Below are 20,484 nucleotides of genomic sequence, written 5' to 3'. Positions count from 1 at the left end.
GCCGGTCTTATCCGGGCGAACCCCTCGGGTTCCGGAACCCGACCGGCGGAAAAGGCGGGCGGAACCGGTTACGTGACCGCGTCCGCGAACACCACGACGTTGCTCCGGTAACTGCCCGCACCACGGTCGAACACCCCGCCACACGTGATCAGCCGCAGCCCCGGACGATCCAGCGGCGCGTACACCTCGCCGGTCGGGAAGTCCTGCTTCGAGTAGACCGCCACCCGGGCCACGGCGAAGCGGGCCACGGTGCCGTCCTTGCGGCGTACCTCGATCGGATCGCCCACCGCCAGCTCCCGCAACCGGAAGAAGACCGCCGGCCCGTCCCGCGCCGTGTCCACATGCCCGGCCAGCACTGACGCGCCCACCTCACCCGGCGTCGGCGAATGCCGGTACCAGCCGGCCGGCGCGTCCCCTCGCAACGGCGGCACCTGAAGCGTCCCGTCCGCCCGCAGCCCCAGCGTCATGATCTCGGTGTCCACCTCGATGGCCGAAATCCGCAGCCGCACCGGAACCGACCGTCCCATCCCGGTCCCGGCCTGGGCCGGTGGTCGAATTGAACCGGTTGCTGGTGAGTTTGAACCGGTTGCGCGTCGCACCGGGTCTTCCGGTCTCTCCGCACCATCGGTCGGTCTCTTCGGACCCTCGGTGGGGGCGACGGCCACCGGAAGTGGTGCGGAGTCCTCGGTGGTCAGCCCGAGCGTGGTGGTCAGCGTGCCCAGGACCGCCAGCACCACGGCGAGCGCCGCGGCCCGGGGATCCCGGATCCGGAACGAACCACCCCGGGCCGGGTGAGCGGGTGCGGATGCAGAGACCGCGGCCCGGGCCGCCGGTTGATCATTGTCGGACATGTCGCGGTTCAGCGGTGGTGCAGAGGGCGGCGGATTGCGTACGCGGCGGCAGAGGCCGCTGTCAGCAGCAGAAACACACCCGTCACCAGCAATGCCATCCGCCGTCCGGGAATCTCGCCACCACCGCCCGCATCAACTCCGCCGGACGGCGTCGGCGACTTGCCCGGTCCGGTGGTCGGCTCGCCGTTGTCGCCGTTGCCCGGGCCGGTGCTAGGACTACCGGTACCAGGCTCGCCGTTGCCGGGGCCGGGGCCAGGATCGCTGGTACCAGGACTGCTGGTACCAGGACTGCTGGTACCAGGACTGCTGGTACCAGGATCGCCGTTGCCCGGACTGCTGCCTGGGCCGCCGCTGCCCGGACCGCCGTTGCTAGGGCTGGTCCCAGGATTGCCGTTGCTGGGGCCGCCGGTACCAGGACTGCTTCCTGGGCCACCGTTTCCGGGGCTGGTGCCGGGCGGGTAAGGCGAGTTGCTGCCCGGTCCCGCGATCGGTGGATCGTCGCCGCCGATGTCGGTGCAGAAGGCGAGCAGCGAGAAGAGCAGGATCAGCGCCAGCAGCAGGCCCGCGCCGACCGCGATGATCCGGTTGCGCTGTGCCGGGCCCGCAGCGCGGTGAGCCGGTGGACCGTTTCCGGACATGAGGTCCTTCCGTGCGGTGGCCGGGACATACCGAACAGCGTGGTGGGCCACGTTAGCGCTCCGGGAGCCGGGAAACAGCCCTCTATCCATGATCGGTCACTTTGGACGGCCGGAGGCGGCTGCCCAGGGTGTCCGGAGACGGTCGTCCCGGGTGGCGGGGAGGGCTGGTGCTGGTGGGCGATGGGGCGCTGCCGCTTGACAGGTTCCGGGAGAATCGCCGCGATGATCGAGATCAAGGAATTGACGAAGACCTACGGCCGGATGGACGCGGTGCGTGATGTCACGTTCACCGCGGAGCCGGGGCGGGTCACCGGGCTGCTCGGGATGAACGGGTCCGGGAAGAGTACCACGCTGCGGATTCTGCTCGGTCTGACTCGGGCCACCGGCGGTTCCGCGCTGATCAACGGCAAACGGTACCGGGACCTGGACCGGCCGCTGACCCATGTCGGCGCGGTACTGGAACAAGGGCTGAGCCATCCCGGCCAGTCCGGTTACGCCCACCTGGTCACCCAGTCGCTGCTCGGCGGCGTCGGCCGGGACCGGGTCGGGGCGTTGCTGGAGTACGTCGGCCTGGAGGACGCCGCGACGAAACGGACCGGCGACTACTCGCTCGGCATGCGGCAGCGGCTGGCGGTCGCGACGGCGCTGCTCGGTGAGCCGAACGTGCTGGTCCTCGACGAACCGGCGAACGGCCTCGACCCACCGGGGATGGCCTGGCTGCGGGAGATGCTGCGGGCGCACGCCGACAACGGTGGCACCGTGCTGATCTCCAGCCACCTGCTGGCCGAACTGGAGCAGGTCGTCGACGACGTGGTCATCATCGGCCAGGGCCGGATCCTGGCGTCCGCCCCGCTGGCCGAACTGTCCGGCACCGCGCGGCTGCGGGTGCGGGGCTCAGATCAAACGCGGCTTGCGGAGGCGTACGAGAAAGCGGGCGCGACGGTCGTACCAGCAAATGATCTTTTGATCGTTTCCGGTCTGACTCCCGAGGAGGCCGGTGATCTGGCACTGGCGGTGCAGGTCGCGGTCTATGAGCTGATGGCCGAGACCCAGCACCTGGAGGACGTCTTCTTGAGTGTGGCGGAGGGCCGATGATCGCCGTCGTTCGTAGTGAGCTGTACCGCGGGGTGAGCATTCAGTCGTCGTGGCTGGCATTGTTCGGGTTCGCGTTGCTGGCCGCGCTGATGGGGTGGTTCGACAAGAACTTCTGGTCGCTGTTCGCCGGGATCGGGGCGTTCGGGCTGGCGGCGATCGTGACCGCGCAGCACTATCAGCACCGGACCGCGATTCTGCTGTTCCTGAGCCGCCCGCACCGTTGGCGAGTGCTGGCCGCCCAGTGTCTGGTGTCGGCCCTGTACGGGCTGGTGCTTGCGGCCGGCAGCGGGCTGGCCGTGCTGATCGACGCCGACGCCGGGCAGTACTGGTCGACGGTTCTGGTGTCGCCGGTTATGTCGATCTTCGGGACTCTCTGTGTGACCGTGGTCCGTCGGCCGTTGTGGCTGTTCGCGGGCCTGTTCGGCTGGGTGCTCTTCGCCGAGCTGCTGATCAACAAGGGGGACGGCGGGCTGCCGTTCGCGTCGTTCATGCTCGCGGCCGGTGGCAACACCAAAGCCCTGCTGGTGCTGCTGGGCTGGACCGCGGCGGCGGCAGTGCCCGCGGCGTGGGCGATCAGCCGCGACCTGAGCGGCGACTGAGGCCGGCCGTGCGCGGCGATCACGCCAACAGGATGACCGCTGTCAGCGCCAGGACCAGGACGGCGATCAGGATGAGCCCGATGAACCCGGCGGTCCGCTGCTGCCGGGTGAAGCCGCTGTCGACGGCTGCCGGGCCGGGCTCGGTGGGGCCGGGCGTGCCGGGATCGGGCGCGGTCAGGTTGAGTGCTGGGATCGGGAGTGGGACCGCGTCGACCGGCGGGATCGTGTAAGGCTCGGTCGGCACCTCGGGATGTGGGGCCGGGGCCTTGGGCGGTGGGGCCGGGGCGTCCGGGTGCAGCGTCGGGGTTTCCGGGTGCTGGACTGGGGCGTCCGGATGCGCGGCCGGCTGGGCGATCGGCCCGGCCGGAGGGCCGCTCTGCTGGAAGGCAGCCGGTTGGGACGCGTACAGCGGGAACTGTTCGGGTTTGTCGGTGTGCGCGCCGGGTGTGGCCGGACCGCTCGGTGGGACCGGTGGGAAGTAGCCGTTGGGCGGCGGCATCGGGGCGCCACCCGGCTGGATGTGGTCGGTCCACTGGCTGCCGTCCCACCAGCGCCGAGCCGGCAGGCCGCTCGGATCGGCATACCATCCGGCGGGCTGCGTCATCTATCTGCTCCTTTGGCCGTGGTCGGGGGGCTGAGGTCCCTGATCGGCCGGGCGCACACGAGGCTGAGGGTTTCCGCCGCGGAAGGTGAGGCGCCGCGAAGGGTGAAGCGCTGTGAGGGTGGCGCGGGGAATGAGGATCCCGCCCGCCGGGGGCTGAGGCCGGCGGGCGGGACGTCTCGGGAACGGGACTCAGGAGCTGGTGATCGCCAGGTTGTCGACGGCCGCCTCAATCAGTGAGGCGGTTCCGGCGTCGGCCGCTTCGACCTGGATACGGATCGACTGCCCGGCGTACGCCGTGAGGTTGGCGGTCGCCGTGGTCCACGCCGCCGCCTTGTTGGCCGCCGAGGCGGTCGTGGTGAGCAGCGTCGTCGTGGTCGTGCCGGAGACCACCCGGATCCGCAGGTAGTCGGCGGTGGTGGCGTTGTTGAGGTGGGCCAGGTACCAGGACAGGCTCAGCGTCAGCGTGCCGCTGGACGGCAGGGTGATCGCCGGCGAGGTGATGGTGCTGATTCCGCCGTCCAAGTCGTTGGCGCCGGCGCTGGCTCCGGCGGTGGCCCCGGTCACCAGGGCGTAGCTGCCGCCGGCCGCCGCGTCGAGCTGGGTGGCGACGCCGGAGCTGGTGGTGGCTTCCGGGTTGCCGCGTTCGAAGAGACCGGCGGTGGCGGTGCCGCTGGTGGTCCAGGCGGTGGCGGTCTCCAGGCCGTCGGACCAGACGGTGGTTCCGGGCGGCGGGGTGGTGCCGCCGGACTCGGACAGTGTCCACACCGAGTTGGCGATGGCGTCGCTGTTGCGGTCCAGGGCGGTGTCGTTGATGTTCGTCGTGGTGTCGCAGGCCGCGTGGTAGCAGGGGTCGAAGCGGGTGGCGGTGCCGCCCCAGAGGGTGACCTGCGCGGCGGTCTTGGTGCCTTCGGCGCCGGTGAAGATGCCGCCGGCCGGGATGCCGGCCGCGATGAACGGGCCGTAGTCGCTGCGGCCGTCGAAGTCGGTGCCGCGGGTCGGTACGCCGATCGACGTGAAGTAGGCCGCCAGGTTGGCTTCGATCTCGGCCGATCCGGTGGGGCCGGGGCCCGAGCCGGTGTTGTCGGAGTTGTCGCCGTCGTAGAGGAAGTAGCCCGGGTTCGGCGAGCCGATCATGTCGAAGTTCAGGTATCCGCCGATGTTCGCCTTCTGCGCGGTGGTCAGCGAGTTGACGTACGCGGTCGATCCTCGCAGGCCCTGTTCTTCCGCGCCCCACCAGGCGAAACGCAGGTGCCGGTCGGGTTGGAAGGCGGAGCGGGAGACCTGGAGAGCGACTTCGAGGATGCCGGCCGAGCCGGAGCCGTTGTCGTTGATGCCGGGGCCCGCGGTGACGCTGTCCAGGTGCCCGCCGACCATCAGGGTGTCGGTGGTGTCGCCGCCGGGCCAGTCGGCGATCAGGTTGTATCCGGTGGCGCCGCCGTAGGTGAACGACTGCTGGCTGGTGGTGTACCCGGCCGCGTCGAGCAGGCCTTTCACGTAGGTGACCGAGGCCAGGTAGCCGGGGCGGCCGTGGGCCCGGTTGCCGCCGTTGGCGGTGGCGATGCTCTGGAGTTGGGTGAGGTGGGCTTTCACGTTGGCGACCGGGATGTCCGGTGCCGCTGCGGCCTGTGCCGGGCTGGCGACGGCGATGCCGCCGGCGATCAGCCCGGCCACGCCGAGGACGGAGAGTGCTCGCACGGGGTGGTCCTCCGTGTACTGAGGGGAACGGTCGTGGCGAGCATCGCACCGGACTACCGCTCGGTAGTCATACCAATCAATACCTATTCTCGGATGACTCCGCAGTTCAGCGCGAGCCCGCGTTCTTCTTGGCGGACTGGATCTGCTGGTAGACCTTGGTCCGCAACTCGATGAACCGCGGGTCGGCCCGGGTGGTGAGCTGGTCCCGTTCCGCCGGCAGGTCGATGATCAGGTCGTCCTGGACCACGGTCGGCGACGACGACAGCATCACCACCCGCTGTCCCAGGTAGACCGACTCGTCGATGTCGTGGGTCACGAACAGGATGGTCACGCCGAGCCGTTTCCACAGTTGCCGGACCAGGTCCTCCAGGTCGGCGCGGGTCTGCGCGTCGACCGCGGCGAACGGCTCGTCCATCAGCAACGTCTGCGGTTCGTAGGCGACCGCCCGTGCGATCGCCACCCGCTGTTGCATGCCGCCGGAGAGCTGCCACGGGTACGCCGACTCCGAGCCGGACAGCCCGACCGCGTCCAGCGACTGCTCGACCAGTTCGTTGCGGCGCTGCTTCGGCACCCGCTTCTGTTTGAGCGGCAACTCCACGTTGTCGCGCACACTCATCCAGGGGAACAGGCTGCGCCCGTACTCCTGGAAGACCACCGCCATGCCCAGCGGCGGCCCGTCGACCGCTTTGCCGTTGACGCGCACGTCGCCACCGGTCGGGTCGAGCAGGCCGGAGACGCAGCGCAGCAGGGTCGTCTTGCCGCACCCGGACGGGCCGACCAGACAGACCAGTTCGCCCTGCGCCACCGTGAAGGTGAGATCGCGAAGCGCCTCCACCTCACGCTCGCCGGACCGATAGACCTTGCGCAGGCCCTTTACTTCAAGCATCGGCGCCTTCCATCTGACTTCGATAAAGATCTACAGCCCGGGCCGCTGTCGAGAAGACCACTCGACAACGGCTTAGCTCGACCGCTGCGCAGCACGCAGGCCCTCGTACCACCGCAACGCCCGCCGCTCGGCGAGCCGGAAAAGCAGCGACAACCCGAAGCCGAGCAGGCCGAGCAGGATGATCCCGCTCCACATCTCAGGGATCGCGAAGCTGCGCTGGAACTGCACGATGGTGAAGCCGAGGCCGTTGCTGGCCGCGAACATCTCGCTGATCACCATCAGGATGATCGCGATGGACAGCGCCTGGCGCAGTCCGGTCGCGATCTGCGGGCTCGCCGACGGGAGGATCACCCGGGTGATCCGGGCGGTGCCGGTGACGCCGTAGGAGCGGGCCGTCTCCAGGACCACGCTGTCCACGGCACGGACACCCTCCACCGTGTTCAGCAGGATCGGCCAGACACAGCCGAAGACGATCACGATCACCTTCATCGCGTCGCCGATCCCGGCGAACAGCATGATCACCGGGACCAGGACCGGCGGCGGGATGGCCCGGAAGAACTCCAGAACCGGTTCGGTCACGGCACGCAACCGCCGGCTCGACCCGATGGCCACCCCGGCCGCGACACCGATGAGGGCGGCCAGCAGGAAACCGGCGAACAGGCGCAGCAGACTGGGCAGCACGTCGGCCTTGAGCTGTTCGAGGGTCCAGGTGTCACCGAACGCGGTCAGGATCTGGGACAGCGGGGGAGCGTAGAAGCTCTCGCTGTCCGCGCTGAGCACCCACCAGCCGGTGAAAAGGACGACAGGCAGGGCCAGAGCTTTGAGTACGCCGTTCAAAGGGTCACCTCACCACGGACTGACTGGTGCCAGGCGAGCAGGCGGCGCTCGCCGGTACGAGCCAGCAGGTTGATCAGCACGCCGAGCACGCCGGTGACGACGATCAGCGCGTCCATGGTGGGAATCGCCTGGGACGCCTGCGCGTTCGCGATCTCCTGACCGAGGCCGGGCGAGCCGATCACCAGTTCGGCGGTGATCGCCAGGACCAGGGCCACCGACGCGGCCAGGCGCACACCGGTGAAGACGTACGGCAGAGCGGTCGGCCAGAGTACGTACCGGATCCGGGCCCACGCCGAGAACCGGAAACTGCGCGCGGTCTCGAACGCGACCGGGTCGACGTCCGCCACCCCGTACAGCACCTGCACCAGGATCTGCCAGAACGCGGCGTAGCAGACCAGCATCAGCGTGGAGCCCAGATCGGTGCCGTAGAGCAGCACCGCGAGGGGGATCAGCGCCACCGACGGGATCGGGCGCAGGAACTCGATGGTCGAGGCGGTCAGCGCCCGCAGCACCGGCACCGAGCCGATCACCAGGCCGGCGAGCACCCCGGCGGCGACCGCGATCGTCAGCCCGAGCGCCCACGCGAACAGCGTCTCCCACAGCGCCGCCCAGAACACGGCGGTGCCGGCCTCGGTTACCAGGGCGGCGACGATCCGGCTGGCCGGCGGGAGGTACCGGTCGTCGACCAGGCCGAGTCGCGGCGCCAGTTCCATTACGAGAAGCAACCCGGCCAGCCCGGCGACCCCCAGCAGTACGGGGTCGCCGGGCCGGGCCGGGCCGTCACGGCGAACCGTCGTCACGGGAGAAGCTTCTCCAGGTCCGGGGCGCCGGTGAAGATGCCGTCCTTGGACCCCAGGTCGGACAGGGTCTGCACGGAGGCCTCGTTGATCTGGGTCGGCCACTTCGGCAGGACCAGCGACGCACGGAGCTTCTCGTCGATCTTGGTGTAGTCGGCCAGGATCGCGCGGACCTCGTCCGGGTGCGAGTCGGCGTAGGTCAGCGACTCGTTGACCGCCTCGGTGAAGCGCTTGACCACGTCCGGGTTCGACTCCAGGAGCTTCGTGGAGGTGAAGTACGCGGCGACGGTCAGGTTCGGGGCGGCGTCCACGAAGGTCGAGGCGACCTCCCGGCCACCGGCCGCCTTGATCGTGCTGAGCTGCGGTTCGACCACCCAGGCCGCGTCGATTTGGCCGTCGGCCAGCGCCGCCGGCATGTTCGGGAACGGCATCTCGACGAACTGCAGCGCCGCCGGGTCGGCGCCGGCCTTGCGCACCGACTCGCGGGTCACGGTGTCACCGATGTTCTTCAGGGTGTTCACCGAGACCTTCTTGCCGGCCAGGTCCTTGGCGGTCTTGATCGGGCTGTCGCCCTTGACCACCACGGCGCCGAAGTCCTTGCCGGCCTCACCGGTGGATGCGACACCCGCTGCGATCGCCTTGATCGGTACGTTCTTCGTCTGGGCGATCATCAGCGAGGTCATGTTGCTGAACCCGAACTGGAACTGATCGCTGACCACACCCGGCACGATCGCCGCGCCACCCTGGCCGGCCTCCAGGGACAGCTCGAGGTTCCGGCTGGCGAAGAAGCCCTTCTTCTGACCCAGGTAGATCGGGGCCACATCGATGATCGGGATGACACCGACCTTGACCTTGTCGACACCGCCCTCAGCGGTCGGGCTCTTGTCGCTGTCGGTACCGCAGGCCGCCAGGGAACCCGCGAGCACGACTGCCGCGAGCCCCGCGAGAAGACGCCGCATATTTACTCCTTCGAAATCTGTGCGCATTACGAACATGAGTTCTCATCGAGAACGCTAAGATCTTCCCCTGTGTCACGTCAACGATGTTCGATCAACTGATGCCGCGCGAACCGTACTACGTTCAGTCGCTGGAGCGGGGACTCGCAGTGATCCGCGCGTTCGATGCACAGCACACTGAACTCACTCTCAGTGACGTTGCGCGGATCTGTGGTCTGACTCGGGCGGCTTCCCGACGGTTTCTGTTGACACTCAGTGACCTCGGCTATGTGCGCACCGACGGGCGGCTGTTCTCGCTGACCCCCCGGGTCCTCGAACTCGGGTATTCATACCTGTCGAGTCGCACGCTGCCGGACGTGGCCGAACCGCACCTGGAACGGCTGGTGGCCGAGGTGCACGAGTCGTCGTCGATGTCGGTGCTCGACGGTGACGACATCGTTTATGTCGCCCGAGTACCGACAAGTCGGATCATGCGGATCGCGATCACCGTCGGCACCCGGTTCCCGGCATACGCGACATCGATGGGCCGGGTCATGCTCGCGGCACTCCCGGACGAGCTTCTGGAGACGTACCTCAGCCGGGTGAAGCTCGAACCCCTCACCGGCCGCACCCTCCGGACCCCGGGAGAACTGCGCGCCGAACTGGCCCGCGTCCGGCTGTACGGGCACGCCGTCGTCGACCAGGAACTGGAAGAGGGCCTGCGGGCCATCGCCGCGCCCATCCGGGACCGCACCGGCACCGTCGCCGGGGCCGTCAACATCTCCGTGCACGCCGCCCAGGCCACCGTCGCCGAGATCCGCGCGCGCCTGCTACCACCCCTGCTCGTGGCCACCGCCGCCATCGAAGCCGACCTGCGGATCGCCGCCACCCGCCGCCCGGTGTGACACTCCGGGGCTGACCGGCGCTGAGAGGGGTGTGCGCACTCATGAATCGGTGATTCCGGCCGAACTGGGGAGACGTGCCGAGAGTTCCGCGTACGCCCTGGTGGCTGGCCTGGTCGGGGTGCGGGCTGGCCGGATCGGTGCTGTACATGGTGCTGCCGTACAGCCTGCCGTCGGTCACCCTCGCCTCGGTCATCGGGATCGGCATGTGCGCGATGATGGTCACCGGGGCCCGCCGGTACCGGCCGGCCGGCATCGGCTCCTGGTACCTCTTCGCCGCCGGGGTCGGTACCTGGATCGTCGGCGACGCCGTCTTCGCCCAGCAGGTGCTGCTCGGCGGCGGGATGATCTACCCGTCCTGGGCCGACGCGTTCTACCTGGGCGCTTACCCGATGCTGTCGGTCGCGCTCTTCCGCCTCACCCGGGAACCCGGCCCGCTGCGCTCCAGCACGATCATCGACTCGGCGATCATCGCGGTCGGGCTGGGCATCGTCTACTGGACGTTCCTGATCGAGCCGATCCTGGCCGACACCGCCATGCCGCTGCTGACCCGCCTGGTCACCGCCGGTTATCCGACGGCCGGAGTGCTGCTCTGCGCGGTCATCACCCCGATCCTGTTCCGCCGCGGACCGCGCACCCCCAGTCTGTGGCTGATCACCGCGGGGAGCGTGACCGCCCTCGCCGGGAACATCGGCTACAGCCTGTTCTTCGAGAGGATCCCGGCGACCGTCCTGTTCGGCAGCTTCCTGGTCGCCTACGCCCTCTGGGCCGGGGCCGCCGGCCACCCGTCGATGGCGCAGCCGATCACCGGCGACCGGGACAGTCTCGGCCGCAGCCGCCTGCTCGTGCTCACCGCCTCCACCCTGCTGGTCCCGGCCGTGCTGCTGGTCCAGGGCGAACGCGGTGCCAGCGGGATGAGCTGGGCGGCCGTCGCGGTCGGCTCGATGGCCCTGTTCATCCTGGTCGCCACCCGGATGAGCGGTTACATCTCCCGAGTCGACTCGCAGGCCCGGCAGCTGCGTGACCTGGTCATGCGGGACGACCTCACCGGCCTGCCGAACCGCCGCGCCTTCGAACAGCGGGCCGCCACCGCGGTCGCCGCCGCCCCCTGCCACATGATCATGATCGACCTGGCCGGGTTCAAACACGTCAACGACCGGCTCGGCCGGGCCGCCGGCGACCAGGCCCTGATCGCGGTCGCCGAACTGTTGCGCCTCTGCGTCCGCGACGGCGACGTTGTCGCCCGGATGGGCGCCGACGAGTTCGCCGTCCTCGTCCACGACACCCTGCCCGCCGACGGCCTGGTGGTGGCCGGCCGGCTCCAGGAGCTGCTGCGTCACCCGGTTCACGCCGGTGAACACGAACTGCTGCTCAACGCCCGCCTCGGTGTCGCCTCCAGCTCCGTCCCGTCCACCGCTTCCCCCGACGACCCGTGCCTCGGCGCCGCCGAACTGGTACGCCGCGCCGACACCGCCCGCTACGCCGCCAAGTCCACCGGCGGCCAGCTCGTCGAGTACACGCCCGCCCTGGACGAGCGGGCCGAAGCCGCCGAACGCCTCGGCGCCGACCTGCGGCACAGCCTCGACGACGGCGACTTCCACGTCGTCTACCAGCCCATCGTCGACCTCGGCGACAGCAGCACGGTCGCCGTCGAGGCACTGGTCCGCTGGGTGCACCCGGTCCGCGGCTTCGTCAGCCCGGTCGCCTTCATCCCGGTCGCCGAGGACAACGGCCTGATCGTCGAACTCGGCGAATGGATCATGCGAACCGCCTGCCGGAAACTCTCCGAGTGGCGTCGTGTCCTGGGCGCCGCGGCACCCCTCTACATCAGCGTCAACGTGTCGGCCCGCCAGCTCAGCGAACCCGGCTTCCCCGCCGTGGTGACCACGATCCTCACCGAGACCGGCCTGGAACCGGCGGCCCTGCTGGTCGAGGTGACCGAGACGGCCATCTTCGGCGGCGGCACCGCGATCGAGGCGGTGGAGTCCCTGCACCGCTCCGGCATCCGGATCGCCCTCGACGACTTCGGCACCGGCCACTCGTCCCTGGGCCTGCTGCGGACCGTCCCGGTCGACGTCCTGAAAGTCGACAAGAGCTTCGTTGACGAGATCGCCGAACCCGGCGGCAACCCGGTCATCGTCGACGCCCTGATCCACGTTTCCAACGGCCTCGGCCTGCGCGCGGTCGCCGAAGGGGTGGAGACCGAGGAACAGGCCGTCTACCTGCGTGACCTCGGGTACCACTACGCCCAGGGGTACCACTTCGGCAGGCCGTCCCCCGACCCTATCCTGGTCGCCACCGTCCCGGCCGCACCACCGGTCCGGGAGTCGCCGGTCCGGTGACCCAACGGGCACGGCTGTCCGGCTGATGGGTCCGGACCACCCCGGCCGGGCGGGTGGAACAGCCCCGGACCGGCTTCCGGCCCGGTCCACGGCAACCGGGACGTGTCACGATCACGACCATGACCGGTTCCCGTGCCCACCTGCCGTACCTGCGGCGAACAGGTGCGATGCTGGCCGCCGTGGTGATCGGCGCCGGTGTCGCGCCGCTGCCGGCCGGGGCCGACGGGCCGGGCTACGGCGGGACCGCCGACGCGCTCACCGTGATGTGGCAGTCCGGCGTTCAGGACCGCACGCTGTCGATGTACGCCGTCGGGTTCCGCAGCGGCTCCGCCGTCCGGGTCCTGGTCGGGTCGGAGAACGAGAAGGTCGTCACCGCGGACTCCTACGGATCGGTCGACCTGGTGCTCGCCTCGGCCGCCACCACCGCCGCACCGAGCAACGCGGTGACCGGTACGAGTGTGCTGGTCACCGGGCGGTCCCCGGCCGGTGTGACCCGGACGCTGGTCGGCGCCGTCCCGCCGCAGGTGACCGGCACCGGCGTCACCGAACTCGTGCCCTGGACCGTCGCCCTGGCCGGATCGCTGCTGGCCGGACTGTGGCTGCGCCGCAAGACCCGGCTGGAGATGGGCCGGCACCGGCACTTCGCCCGCCACCGAGCCTGACGATTCAAGCGTTCAGGTATTCGGCCATGGCGCTCGCTGTCGCGGTGGCCGCCCGGTCGACCTCGGACACCGCGACGTCCAGGATGCCGGGATCGGCCGAGGCCGCGGCCATCCGCTCCACCCGCGCGCACGCGTCGGCCAGCGGCTGACCGCCGAGCAGGGCGCTGGACGACTTGAGGGTGTGCGCGATCGCGCCCAGCCGGTGGTTGTCCCCGGTGGCCAGCGCGTCCGCCATGGCCTTGCGTCGCCCGTCGAGTTCGGCCAGGAAGGTGCCGACGGTCATCGCCACCAGCTCGCGGCCCTCCAACTGGTCCTCCAGGTCATACAACTGCTGGAGGGAGAGCACGTCAGCGGCGCCGGGCGAGGGCGTCGGCGCCGGTGGTTGTTGCGGCGCCGCACTCAGGTACGGCTCCAGCGCCTGGCGCAGCTCCGGCAATGTGACCGGTTTGCCGAGGTAGCCGTCCATGCCCGCGGCCAGGCACTCCTCCCGGTCCTCCGGCAGGGTGGTCGCGGTCAGGGCGAGGATCGGATTGCGGTACCCGGCCGCCCGCACCCGGCGGGCCGCCTCCGGGCCGTCGACTCCGGGCATCTGCATGTCCATCAGCACGAGGTCGTAGCGGTCTGGGCCGAGCATCGCCGCGATCGCGGCGGCCCCGTCGCGGACGACGTCACAGTCCACCCCGAGGACGGCGATCATCCGTTGCAGCACGGTGCGGTTCACGTCGTCGTCCTCGGCCAGCAGCACCCGGCCCGGCGGAAGCGGCCGCAACGCCGGTCCGGGTCCGGCGGACGCCGCACCGGTCGGGCTTCCGGCCCCGGCCGGGTTGCCGAGCAGCGCTGTTCCGGTCCCGGCCAGGGCTGGCCCGGTCCCGGCCGCGGCCAGTGCTGGCACAGTGCCGGCCGCCGCCAGGGCAGGTCCGGTCCCAGCCGCCGCCAGGGCCGGCCCGGTTCCGGGCGCGGTCAGGGCCGGCGCGGGTTCGGGTATGGCCAGGGCCGCCACGGTGCTTTCGACGGTGATCAGCCGCCGCTGCGCCCCGCAAGTGCTCTCCAGTCCCGCGACGCGGACCGTGGCGGAACCCGGCCCGGCCGCGCACCGGCACTCCCGCGTGACGCTCGACCCGGCCCTGGCATCGCGGATCAGATTCGGCAGCGCGTGGTGTGCCGGGCAGTCCTGCCCGGTTCCGGTCACCACGTCGCCTTCGGCGGTGCCGGCCGGCCGCCACCGGTCGTTGGCCACCAGCACCAGCCCGGCCGCGTCGGTGATGGCGGCCGGATGGGGGAGTGCCTCGACAAGGCTCCGCGCCGCGAAACTCATGTCGTGCCCTTTCGAGTGGTGAGGTCCGGCGTTCCGGCGTGCGGTGGAGCGGCCCGGCCGATCCAGGCCCGCCCCTCGGCCAGCGCGATCACCAGCAGAGTGGGCAGCAGCGCGGCGGCCGAGCAGACCGCGATCTGATCGGCCGAACCGTGCCGGAACTCGATCAGGGCGATCTCCAGGGCGGCCCCGGCCCACGGGACCAGTGTCACCCAGGAGCGGCGGGCCAGGGCGGCGTTCGTCAGGACGGTCACCACCGAGGTGAGCCCGGCGACCGCGGCGAGGATCTGGACCAGCGCGGTGGCACCGGCGTACTGGTCGCCGTAGAGCAGGCGCAACACCAGAGCCGGGACGGCCACCACTACCGCCGCGCCGAGCAGGGCCGGCCCGGTGACCGCCAGCAGCGACTGCCCGAGCACCCGGCCCCGGCCGGCCCGCCCGTGCGCCGCGACCAGCCGGGGGAACACCGCGGCCATGATCCCGGCGGGCAGGGCCAGCACGGTCTTGGCCACCGTCGCCGCGGCGACATAGGAACCGGACTCGTTCGTGGGCAGATGGTGCCGTGCCAGCAACAGGTCGACGGTGGAGAACACGAACAGGCCGGTCACCGCGACCGCGGCACCACCGACCGCCCGGGGCCGCAGCGTGCCGCCGGACTCGCCCGCCGGATCCCGAGCCAGGGCCCGAACCGCCACCAGCAGGGCGGCGACCTCACTCAACAGGGTGGCGGCCAGCGCTCCGCCGACCCCGAAGAGCAGGACCAGACCAAGACCGGCGACCAGTCGTACGGCGGTGGCCACCACGTAGGAGACAGCCACCACCGACACTCGCCGGGAACCGAGCAGCAGCCCGCGCGCGGTGGCCACGAGTGCCGTGACGATCAGGTACGGCGCCAGCTGAGCCGCCTCACCGGACCCGTCGAGATGGAAGTAGGCGCTGATCAGCGGGGCGCAGAGCAGGGTGGCGAGAGCGGGCGGCAGACTCCAGAGGGCGACCGCGCGCAGTGATCGGAACGACGCCGGGCGATTCGCTCCGTGAGCTGCCGCATGGGCCGACGCGGCGGTCTGCAGCGCGCCCAGCGGGATGCCGAGCATCACCATCGCGGCGAGCAGGGTGCCCAGCGCCCCGTACGCCCCGGCGGGCAGGAACCGGCCGATCACCGCATGGAAGATCAGGTTGCCGGCGCTCTGCACGGCCACCGCCACCGTGATCGGCCCGCCGGCCCGGATTAGCGCTCCGGCCGCGCGCCGGTGATCAAACCGCACATGATCCGTATCGGCCGGTTGCCGCCGACTCTGATCACGCCGGCGCCGGGATTCGGGCGAAGGCCGGGCGCGACCCGGGCCGGCCGCCGATAATCAGTGCGTCATGTCTGAACACGATGTCATCGGCCCGGTCCTGTCCCACCCGGCTCGCAGCCGCGGCGAGGTGCGGGACTCGCTGGTCGCCGTACTGGCCGCCGCGGGATCGTCGTGGGCGTGGCAGGGGGCCACCGGCGCGCTCGACCGCTGGACGGCCGGCTCGGGCCCGGCCGACTTGGACGTCTGGTGCGCCGCCGGCCCGGCGGAGTCCGGGGTCGTGGCCGGGCTGGCCGCGCGTCACACCTGTGCGGTGATCGCCGAGACCACCGATCCGGGCCGGTTGCGGCACACCGGTATCGCGGTACTGACCGGCGAGAGTGTCGCGGTCGTGGACGTCACCCACGGCGATCTGTGCGTCGGCCCTATCCTGATGGTCCCGGTCGCGGAGGTGACCGTCGACCCGGCGCGGCATCGGCTGACCGGCGTGGCCGCGGTCGCTGACCTGCTGATACGGCCGGTACTGCGGGGACGGATCCCGCCGCCGGAACGGATCGCGGAAGCACGGGACGCCTGGGTGACAGCCGTTCCGGAGCATCGTTCCGGGCTGGCCTGGCGGCTGACCAGGCAACTCGGTGGCCCGGTCACCGCGGACCTGATCGCGATCGCGGAGGGGGCGAGCCCGGATCCGGCTCTGCCTCGCCGGGCCCGGCTACGGCTGGCCGCCCGAAGTCTCGCGCCCGCGGCGATCGGCGGCACCTGGGCGCAACGGCGGGTGATCATGCCGGCCGGACCGGCCCGGCGCCCGCTGGGCCCCCTCGCGCGTGGCGTGGTGGTCGCGTTCGTGGGAACCGACGGATCAGGCAAGTCCACGCTGGCCGCCGCCCTGGACGACCGGCTGAGACGTGCGGGGCTGGCGACCGCCTCAGCGTATTTCGGCATGGCCCGCGGCAACCTGCCGGGCGTGGCGCTGGCCCGCCGGCTGCTCGGCGTCGGCCCCCGGGACGAGCCGGGCCCGGACCGCACCAACGGTCAGCGGCCCGCTCAAGCAGGGAGCGCCCATCAGCGTGGTGACTTAGGGTTCGATTCGCACCCCAAGTCACCACACAATTCAGACCGCGACGGCGACCGAGAGGTGGGCAGTGACCGCGAGGTGGGCCGTGAGACGACGCTGGAGCACGCCGGGGTGCGGCGGCTGGCGGCCTGGTACTACGCGGGCGAGTACGGCTGGCGGTATCTCAGTACGGTGCTTCCGGCGCTAGCTCGAGGGCGGGTGGTGATCGCTGACCGATGGGTCTATGACCTGCGGGACTCGCCGTGGCCCGGTTCCCCGGCGGCGCGCCTGGCCGAGTGGCTCGTGCCCGCACCGGACCTGCTGGTCCTGCCGGATGCCCCGGCCGACGTGATCCATCGCCGGAAACCGGAACGGAGCGAGGCCGAGCAGCGTGCGCAGCAGGAGGGCTTCCACCGGTTGCTCGCTGAGCGGCCGGCCCGCTGCGCGGAACTGGTGGTCGACACCTCGGAGACGCCGAGTGGGTCAGCGAGCAGTCCGTCGGACGGGCCGGCGAACGACCAAGTCGCGGCGCTGGTGGCCGCGGTGATCCGGGCAGCGCACACCGCACCGGGCCGGGGCTCGAGCCGGTAGCCGATGCCGCGCGGGGGCCGGGGCCCCGTGGGTCAGGGTTCGAAACGGTAGCCGACGCCGCGCAGGGTTCGGATGTGGCGGGGGGCCGACGCTGACTCGCCCAGCTTGCGGCGCAGGTTGCCGACGTGCACGTCGATGATGTGGTCGTCGCCGAAGAAGTTGTCGCCCCAGACGTGTTCCAGCATCTGGTGCCGGGTGAACGTGCGCCGGGGCGCGGAGGACAGCAGGTCCAGGATGTCGAATTCGATCTTGGTGAGGTCGACCACCATGCCGGTCACCGAGACCTCACGGACGTCGAGATCGATGTGCAGCTTCCCGTGTTCGCGGGTCGCCTGGCGACGGTCCAGGCCCGAGGAACGGGGACGCCGGCGCATCGCCTGGATCCGGGCGGAGAGTTCGCGGGGCGAGAACGGCTTGGTGACGTAGTCGTCGGCGCCGACCGACAGGCCGACCACCTTGTCGACCTCGTCGCTGCGGCCGGTCACCATGATGATGTACGCGTCGGTGAACCGCCGGATCTGCCGGCACACCTCGATACCGTCGACGTCCGGCAATCCCAGGTCGAGAATGGCCAGGTCCGGTCGCTGGGACTGGGCCTGTTCCATGGCCTCCTGCCCGTCACTGGCGGCGACCACCTCGAAGCCCTCCTTCTCCAGCAGATGACGGCAGATCATCATGAATTCGGGGGAGTCTTCGACAACGAGCGCTCGCGGCATGGACCCGGTACCTCCGGTCGGGGGATCAAGGCAGCGGACTCATCGGCGGGCCCGTCGGAGATCGTAGGTTCCTGGGCCCGGAACATTGACCGTGCACGGTCACACCTGGGAAACGGAGCGCTCGCGCGCCTGGTGCAGCAGCTCGATGAAGTCGTACGGGTCGATCTCGTCGTCGAAGTCCAGGACACCGATCCACTGGCCGGACGCCATCGCGAGACCGGTCGTGATCGACGAGTCCGGGTCCTGCCGGTCGGCGCGGATGTAGCGGGTCAGCGGCAGGTCGCTCAGCTCGGCGGCCGGAACTCCGTCGATGTCGGCGATCGCCACCATCTCGAAGCTGATGCACTGCGAGTAGAGCGCCTCGATCAGCCGGCCGACGACGTAGCGCAGGGCGGTGGCCGAACCGTGCATCGGCAGGACGAGGGTCAGGTCGACTCCGGTGCGGCCCGGGCCGGGGACGAAGGTGGCGGTGGTGGCGGCGGTGGCGGTGGCGGTGAACGGTGAGATCGTCATGGGAGAAGCATGCGGGCCGAACCTCAACGGAAGGTCTGGCCGGCGTCAAGGCATGGGCAAGGACGTCCGGGCCCCGATCGTCGCCCGGTAGGCGGCCTCGGTCAGTTCCGCCGCCCGCGCCCAGCTCATCCGGTCGCGGGCGGATTCGCGGCCGGCCTGCGCGTAGCGGTGCCAGGCGCTCTCGTCGGTCAGCAGCGTGCTCAGGGCGCGGGCCAGTGCCGGTGGGTCGGCCGGCCGGACCGACAGGCCGTTCACCCCGGGTTCCAGCACCGAGCGGACGCAGGCCACGTCGGTGCCGACCACCGGAAGGCCGATCGACATCGCCTCCACCAGTGCCATCGCCGGCGGTGAGGTGGTGTAGTCGAACTTGAACGGCCATGTGCCCACCTGCGCCGCGGCGAACTCGCCGAGCAGATCCGCGACCGGCTCGGTGACCACCTCGATCGCGTCCCCGGCCGCTCCGGCTCGGGCGAGGATGGCCGGCAGCTCGGGCCGGGGGATGAGCAGCAGCCGCAGCCGGGCGCCGGGCACCCGCCCGCGGACCGTGCGGAACGCGTCGAGCAGCGTGTCCAGGCCGCGGACCGACTCGGCGCGGCCGGCGAAGACGATGACCGGGGACTCCCGGTCGAAACGGGCGCGCCGGTCGTCGTCGGTGGCGCCGCACGCGTATCGGATCACGTGCGGCCCGCCCGGCCCGGTCAGCCGGGTGGACACCCGCGGATCCGGCGTGAGGACCGTGGTGACACCGGCCCGGCGCAGTGCCGAGACCGCCGCCCGGGACGGCAGCGCCGTAGTGGCCACGACTCGCGGGCGCAGGACGTTGGAGGACCACATCTCGGCCGGGGTGCCGCGACGCCAGGCCCCCGGTCCGGGCAGCGTCGGCCAGGCGTACACAGTCAGTAGTTTGGGGTAGGGCCGCAGCGCCGGATGCAGGGCCATGAAAGGACCGAGCGCCCCGGCGTGCACGTGGATCAGATCGGGGCGGATCCCGGCCAGCGCGGCGGCCAGCGGTGCCGACCGGCCCAGGGGGAACGACTCCAGGGAACCGCCCAGCTCGTGCGTGGTGGTGAAGGCCTGACCGCCGTCGACGACACCGGTGGTGATCAGATGATGGTCGCCGGGCACCCGCCGGGTGATCTCGGCGACGGTCCGCCCCATCGCCTCCCGGGCCGAGAACTCGGCGATGACGTGGGCGATCCGGGTCACGGGTGCACCACGCGCGGGGCGGCCGGGAGGTACCGCAGCAGCCGTCCGATCGCCGCGAACCCGAACTCCCCGGCCTTCATCACCCACATCCCCACGTACAACAGGGGGTGGGTCCTCAGGTAGTGGATGTTGCGCAGGTAGAGCGCGAACCGGTGCAGGATGTTGATCTGCCAGCGGAACGCCTCGGGGTGCACCTCGGCGAAGACGTCAGCCGTATGCGTGTAACCGAGTTTCTTGCGCAGCGTCTGGGTGAGCCGGAGCGCGCCCTCGTTGTGCCGGAGGAATTCGCGGGTCCGGCCGACCCGGAACCCGGCCGCGCGGACCCGCAGGTCCAGGTCCTTGTCCTCGGAGAAGACCATCCGCTCGTCGTGCCCGCCGAGCTTCTCGTAGACGTCGCGCCGGAGGCAGCGCAGCGACTCGATCTGGGTGACACCGTCGTAACACTTCTTCTCCAGCCACTTGCACCGCGCCCAGAACGTGGTGCCGAACGACTCCTCCGGGATCACCAGCGCGTCGTACCGTGAGGCCAGCAGTGCGGCGCACTCGCCGAGCAGCCCCGGCGTCACCGTCATGTCGGTGTCCAGGTGCAGCAGGATGTCACCGGTCGCCTCGGCCGCGCCCCGCCGGCGGCCCTGGGCCATCGACCGGTTCTCCTTGAGGTACCGCACCCGCAGCCCGCGCCTCTGGAACTCGCCGACCAGCGCGGGAGTGCCGTCGGAGGACCGGACGTCGTCGTTCACGATGATCTCGAAGTCCCGGTGGCCCGAGGCGGTGAGGGAGTCGAGGAACTCGCGGAGCAGCGGGGCGCTGTTGTAGGCCGGGACGACGACCGAGATCGCCGGTGCTCGGGTCATGACGGTGCCTCCGGTGCGAGTAGCCACATGATCACACCGAGTATGGCGGAGGTCCGGTCACCCCGAGGCGTCAATGCGACGGTGGACCGGGACTTGT

The 20,484-nt window shown here is 70.8% G+C and carries 20 protein-coding genes; 6 read left to right on the top strand and 14 right to left on the bottom strand.

Annotated features, from left to right (window positions below; all coding sequences use genetic code 11):
* Positions 1–68: 68 nt before the first annotated feature.
* Complete coding sequence (locus tag BLU81_RS19540; protein ID WP_092545994.1) at positions 69–851, bottom strand: class F sortase; 783 nt, start codon at positions 849–851, stop codon at positions 69–71.
* Positions 852–859: 8 nt separating this feature from the next.
* Positions 860–1,489 carry a hypothetical protein gene (locus BLU81_RS48405; RefSeq protein WP_157751683.1) on the bottom strand — a complete coding sequence of 210 codons (630 nt, stop codon included), beginning with the start codon at positions 1,487–1,489 and terminating at the stop codon, positions 860–862.
* A 222-nt stretch (positions 1,490–1,711) separates the two neighbouring features.
* Between BLU81_RS48405 and BLU81_RS19535 the strand changes: the two genes are divergently transcribed.
* The gene (locus BLU81_RS19535; protein ID WP_092545993.1) at positions 1,712–2,584 is read left to right on the top strand and encodes an ATP-binding cassette domain-containing protein; all 873 of its coding nucleotides are present in this window, start codon (positions 1,712–1,714) and stop codon (positions 2,582–2,584) included.
* Positions 2,581–3,183 (top strand): hypothetical protein, encoded by a 603-nt coding sequence (locus tag BLU81_RS19530; protein WP_092545992.1) that lies wholly within the window; start codon positions 2,581–2,583, stop codon positions 3,181–3,183. The genes BLU81_RS19535 and BLU81_RS19530 overlap by 4 nt, the downstream gene beginning before the upstream one ends.
* A 19-nt stretch (positions 3,184–3,202) precedes the next feature.
* On the opposite strand, the gene BLU81_RS48400 is transcribed toward BLU81_RS19530, so the two are convergent.
* The 6 genes from BLU81_RS48400 to BLU81_RS19500 form a co-directional block, all read right to left on the bottom strand.
* Positions 3,203–3,787 (bottom strand): DUF2510 domain-containing protein, encoded by a 585-nt coding sequence (locus BLU81_RS48400; protein ID WP_157751682.1) that lies wholly within the window; start codon positions 3,785–3,787, stop codon positions 3,203–3,205.
* A gap of 189 nt (positions 3,788–3,976) precedes the next feature.
* Positions 3,977–5,482, bottom strand: a complete 1,506-nt coding sequence (locus BLU81_RS19520) for a M28 family metallopeptidase (RefSeq protein WP_092545991.1) — start codon at positions 5,480–5,482, stop codon at positions 3,977–3,979.
* 106 nt (positions 5,483–5,588) lie between these two features.
* On the bottom strand, positions 5,589–6,368 hold the full coding sequence (locus BLU81_RS19515) for an ABC transporter ATP-binding protein (protein WP_092545990.1): 780 nt from the start codon (positions 6,366–6,368) through the stop codon (positions 5,589–5,591).
* A 72-nt stretch (positions 6,369–6,440) separates the two neighbouring features.
* On the bottom strand, positions 6,441–7,205 hold the full coding sequence (locus BLU81_RS19510; protein ID WP_092545989.1) for an ABC transporter permease: 765 nt from the start codon (positions 7,203–7,205) through the stop codon (positions 6,441–6,443).
* On the bottom strand, positions 7,202–8,005 hold the full coding sequence (locus BLU81_RS19505) for an ABC transporter permease (protein WP_197686296.1): 804 nt from the start codon (positions 8,003–8,005) through the stop codon (positions 7,202–7,204). The genes BLU81_RS19510 and BLU81_RS19505 overlap by 4 nt, the downstream gene beginning before the upstream one ends.
* Positions 8,002–8,961, bottom strand: a complete 960-nt coding sequence (locus BLU81_RS19500; protein ID WP_092545988.1) for an ABC transporter substrate-binding protein — start codon at positions 8,959–8,961, stop codon at positions 8,002–8,004. Before BLU81_RS19500 ends, BLU81_RS19505 begins: the two co-directional genes overlap by 4 nt.
* 83 nt (positions 8,962–9,044) lie before the next feature.
* Between BLU81_RS19500 and BLU81_RS19495 the strand changes: the two genes are divergently transcribed.
* The 3 genes from BLU81_RS19495 to BLU81_RS19485 all read left to right on the top strand — a co-directional run bounded on the left by BLU81_RS19495 (position 9,045) and on the right by BLU81_RS19485 (position 12,843).
* The gene (locus BLU81_RS19495) at positions 9,045–9,842 is read left to right on the top strand and encodes an IclR family transcriptional regulator domain-containing protein (protein WP_331717483.1); all 798 of its coding nucleotides are present in this window, start codon (positions 9,045–9,047) and stop codon (positions 9,840–9,842) included.
* Positions 9,843–9,916: 74 nt separating this feature from the next.
* A complete protein-coding gene (locus BLU81_RS19490; protein WP_231954654.1) occupies positions 9,917–12,181 on the top strand; it encodes a putative bifunctional diguanylate cyclase/phosphodiesterase in 2,265 nt (754 codons plus the stop codon).
* Positions 12,182–12,300: 119 nt separating this feature from the next.
* Positions 12,301–12,843, top strand: a complete 543-nt coding sequence (locus BLU81_RS19485) for a hypothetical protein (protein WP_157751681.1) — start codon at positions 12,301–12,303, stop codon at positions 12,841–12,843.
* A gap of 4 nt (positions 12,844–12,847) precedes the next feature.
* Here BLU81_RS19485 and BLU81_RS19480 read toward each other — a convergent pair whose 3' ends face one another.
* Positions 12,848–14,158: a response regulator gene (locus tag BLU81_RS19480; RefSeq protein WP_092545985.1), complete on the bottom strand. Its 1,311-nt coding sequence runs from the start codon at positions 14,156–14,158 to the stop codon at positions 12,848–12,850.
* Positions 14,155–15,420, bottom strand: coding sequence for a lipopolysaccharide biosynthesis protein (locus BLU81_RS19475; RefSeq protein ID WP_197686295.1), 1,266 nt, complete (start codon positions 15,418–15,420; stop codon positions 14,155–14,157). Before BLU81_RS19475 ends, BLU81_RS19480 begins: the two co-directional genes overlap by 4 nt.
* 103 nt (positions 15,421–15,523) lie before the next feature.
* On the opposite strand from BLU81_RS19475, the gene BLU81_RS19470 reads away from it, so the two are divergent.
* The gene (locus BLU81_RS19470) at positions 15,524–17,098 is read left to right on the top strand and encodes a dTMP kinase (RefSeq protein ID WP_092545984.1); all 1,575 of its coding nucleotides are present in this window, start codon (positions 15,524–15,526) and stop codon (positions 17,096–17,098) included.
* Positions 17,099–17,130: 32 nt separating this feature from the next.
* Here the strand turns inward: BLU81_RS19470 and BLU81_RS19465 are convergent, their stop codons facing one another.
* The 4 genes from BLU81_RS19465 to BLU81_RS19450 form a co-directional block, all read right to left on the bottom strand.
* Positions 17,131–17,814 (bottom strand): response regulator transcription factor, encoded by a 684-nt coding sequence (locus BLU81_RS19465; RefSeq protein WP_092545983.1) that lies wholly within the window; start codon positions 17,812–17,814, stop codon positions 17,131–17,133.
* A 99-nt stretch (positions 17,815–17,913) separates the two neighbouring features.
* Positions 17,914–18,327, bottom strand: coding sequence for a glycosyltransferase (locus BLU81_RS19460; protein ID WP_092545982.1), 414 nt, complete (start codon positions 18,325–18,327; stop codon positions 17,914–17,916).
* A gap of 45 nt (positions 18,328–18,372) precedes the next feature.
* Complete coding sequence (locus tag BLU81_RS19455) at positions 18,373–19,533, bottom strand: glycosyltransferase family 4 protein (RefSeq protein WP_092545981.1); 1,161 nt, start codon at positions 19,531–19,533, stop codon at positions 18,373–18,375.
* Entirely contained in the window at positions 19,530–20,387 is an 858-nt protein-coding gene (locus BLU81_RS19450) for a glycosyltransferase family 2 protein (RefSeq protein ID WP_092545980.1), read from the bottom strand. Before BLU81_RS19450 ends, BLU81_RS19455 begins: the two co-directional genes overlap by 4 nt.
* Between the last annotated feature and the right edge of the window lie 97 nt (positions 20,388–20,484).

It is taken from the genome of Actinoplanes derwentensis (assembly GCF_900104725.1).
GTDB classification, from domain to species: Bacteria; Actinomycetota; Actinomycetes; order Mycobacteriales; family Micromonosporaceae; genus Actinoplanes; species Actinoplanes derwentensis.
Note: the sequence above shows the minus strand (reverse complement) of the source record. Positions and strands in the feature narration are given on the sequence as shown.

Excerpts from the sequence above, each read along its gene's own strand:
- BLU81_RS19540 (WP_092545994.1), bottom strand. The coding sequence starts at position 851 with ATGTCCGACAATGATCAACCGGCGGCCCGGGCCGCGGTCTCTGCATCC.
- BLU81_RS48405 (WP_157751683.1), bottom strand. The coding sequence starts at position 1,489 with ATGTCCGGAAACGGTCCACCGGCTCACCGCGCTGCGGGCCCGGCACAG.
- BLU81_RS19535 (WP_092545993.1), top strand. The coding sequence starts at position 1,712 with ATGATCGAGATCAAGGAATTGACGAAGACCTACGGCCGGATGGACGCG.
- BLU81_RS19530 (WP_092545992.1), top strand. The coding sequence starts at position 2,581 with ATGATCGCCGTCGTTCGTAGTGAGCTGTACCGCGGGGTGAGCATTCAG.
- BLU81_RS48400 (WP_157751682.1), bottom strand. The coding sequence starts at position 3,787 with ATGACGCAGCCCGCCGGATGGTATGCCGATCCGAGCGGCCTGCCGGCT.
- BLU81_RS19515 (WP_092545990.1), bottom strand. The coding sequence starts at position 6,368 with ATGCTTGAAGTAAAGGGCCTGCGCAAGGTCTATCGGTCCGGCGAGCGT.
- BLU81_RS19500 (WP_092545988.1), bottom strand. The coding sequence starts at position 8,961 with ATGCGGCGTCTTCTCGCGGGGCTCGCGGCAGTCGTGCTCGCGGGTTCC.
- BLU81_RS19495 (WP_331717483.1), top strand. The coding sequence starts at position 9,045 with ATGTTCGATCAACTGATGCCGCGCGAACCGTACTACGTTCAGTCGCTG.
- BLU81_RS19485 (WP_157751681.1), top strand. The coding sequence starts at position 12,301 with ATGACCGGTTCCCGTGCCCACCTGCCGTACCTGCGGCGAACAGGTGCG.
- BLU81_RS19480 (WP_092545985.1), bottom strand. The coding sequence starts at position 14,158 with ATGAGTTTCGCGGCGCGGAGCCTTGTCGAGGCACTCCCCCATCCGGCC.
- BLU81_RS19470 (WP_092545984.1), top strand. The coding sequence starts at position 15,524 with ATGTCTGAACACGATGTCATCGGCCCGGTCCTGTCCCACCCGGCTCGC.
- BLU81_RS19465 (WP_092545983.1), bottom strand. The coding sequence starts at position 17,814 with ATGCCGCGAGCGCTCGTTGTCGAAGACTCCCCCGAATTCATGATGATC.
- BLU81_RS19460 (WP_092545982.1), bottom strand. The coding sequence starts at position 18,327 with ATGACGATCTCACCGTTCACCGCCACCGCCACCGCCGCCACCACCGCC.
- BLU81_RS19450 (WP_092545980.1), bottom strand. The coding sequence starts at position 20,387 with ATGACCCGAGCACCGGCGATCTCGGTCGTCGTCCCGGCCTACAACAGC.